General features: G+C 74.3%; 2 protein-coding genes. Both read right to left on the bottom strand.

What is annotated here, in order from left to right:
* Positions 1-44: 44 nt before the first annotated feature.
* Complete coding sequence (locus VR45_RS41295) at positions 45-1,271, bottom strand: radical SAM protein (RefSeq protein ID WP_045945127.1); 1,227 nt, start codon at positions 1,269-1,271, stop codon at positions 45-47.
* On the bottom strand, positions 1,268-1,998 hold a 731-nt coding region (locus VR45_RS41290; protein ID WP_045945126.1), incomplete at its 5' end, for a hypothetical protein. The genes VR45_RS41295 and VR45_RS41290, both read right to left, overlap by 4 nt.

Raw genomic sequence — 1,998 nt, 5'->3', positions numbered from 1 at the left:
ATCGGTGCCGGGGGCGGGACCGGTGCGGAGGCCGGGTGTCGTGCTCACAGGCGCCCCGTCTCGTCCAGGTAGTCGAGCAGCGCGGCGTCGACCGTGTCGTGGAACGCGGCGAGCGTGCGCCGGTCCTCGTCGCGCCGGTAGAGGTCCTCGCAGCCGACCCAGCGGTCCCGGGTGAGGGCGCCCGGCAGGTAGCCGCCCGAGACGGTGCCGACCTCCCAGTCAGGTTTGCCCGCCGTCTCCCAGCAACTGGCGAGGGTGCCGTCGGCACTCACCACCGCGCCGTACCGGCCGTCCCCGTGCCCGCAGGTGGCGCACGGCCGGTGGGCCTGCGGGCGGGTCACCCCGAAACCGAGGTCGAGGGCGCGGCGCTGCCAGCGGGTGAAGCGCGCGGAGAGGTCGCGGGTGTGCCGGAGGTCGTTGCCGTAACCCACACCGACATCGCCCACCTGGGCGAAGTAGAGGGTGCAGCGGGCCGGGTCGAGCGCGGCGGCGAGCCGGTCGAGCAGGCTGTCGACGCCCCGGTAGGTCTCCTGCGAGACGTTGACCCGGAAGATCCAGCGCAACGGGGAGGCCTCGGAGGCGCGGGCGAGGTTGCCGACGATGGTGTCGAAGGTGCCGCCGCCCTCGGAGCGGCGGATCCGGATCCGGTCGTGGTCCGGGCGGTCGCCGTCGAAGGTGATCTGGACGGAGCGCAGGCCCCGGTCGGCGAGTCCGGTGGCGAGTGCCGGGGTGAGCAGGGTCGCGTTGGAGATCATCCAGGCGGAGGCGAGGCCGTGGTCGGCGGCCCGTTCGAGGAGTTCCAGGCAGCCGCGCGGGTTGAGCAGGGGCTCGCCGCCGAACAGCAGGATGCGGAGCTTCGCCAGCTCGGCGGCGGCCATCTGCCGGTCGGTGAAGTCGAGGATCTCGGTGATGGTCCGCGAGGTCAGCCGCTTGCGGGCGATCCGGGGCGGGCGGCTGCCGCCGACGCTGTCCTGGCCGGTGTTCTGGAAGCAGTAGCCGCAGCCGAGGTTGCAGTGGGTGCTGGTCAGCACGGTCAGGGCGTAGCTGCGCGGGGCCGGGGCGGTCAGCAGGCCGTTTTCGCGCAGGCTGCGTTCGGTGCCGGGGCGCAGGGTGCCGTCCTCGGTCAACTGGCCGGGGCGCAGCCGGGCGAGGCCGCCGCCCGGGCCGAGGAACCACCAGTTGCGCTCGCCCTGGAGGAGGCGGGCACCGGTGGCGGTGACCGGCGTCGGGGTGGTCGGGCTCGTCGAGCTGGTCGGGCTGGACTGGCTCATCGGGCACCGCCGAGGGCCGGGGCGGCGGACTCCGTCGGCGGACGTTCGCCGGCCGTGCCCGCGCGCCGGCACAGAAGGATCACCGTCGCCAGGGCCACCACCAGCGTGGACTGGTAGGACTTCCGGAAGAAGTGGACGGCGCTCGCGTCGGCCGGCACCCGCTCGGTGGCGGAGCGGCCGGGGAAGGCCCCCTCCGGCGACTGGGCCTCGGCGAGCAGGCGCAGAGCGGCCGCACCCGAGGGCGTGGTCAGCGGGTCGAGGCCGAGGCAGTGCTGCGCGAGGACGAGCTTGCCCGTGAGGTCCCACTCGCCGCGCCGGACGGACTCCTCGGTGAGACGCTCGACCCGGTCGCGGGCGTGGGCGAGATCGGCCTCGCCGAGGCCCGGGTCCCGGAAGCCGAAGTCGGCCAGGTGGAAGACGGTGTGGGTCACATTGCACACGTCGAGTTCGGCCAGCGGCTGCCCGTCGCTGTGCCCGGCCAGCCGGCTGATCCGGTACAGCTCCGGGTAGTCGAGCAACTGGTGCGGCAACTCGGCAAGTTCGGCGTAGTAGCGGGTCTCCAGGTGCAGGAAGGGCGACTTGCGGCGCGGCGTCAGGAGGTCACCCGCCACCCCTTCGGCGAGGGCCGCCCGGTGCGGGCCGTCGACGTCGAGGCCGGCCGGGGCGAGCGCGCCGTACATCAGCTGGAACTGCCGGGCGTAGCGCGGCTCGACGGTGAGCAGGGGCG

Origin of the sequence: Streptomyces sp. NRRL S-495 (assembly GCF_000966955.1) — a bacterium.
In the GTDB taxonomy this organism is placed as follows: Bacteria; Actinomycetota; Actinomycetes; order Streptomycetales; family Streptomycetaceae; genus Kitasatospora; species Kitasatospora purpeofusca.
Note: the sequence above shows the minus strand (reverse complement) of the source record. Positions and strands in the feature narration are given on the sequence as shown.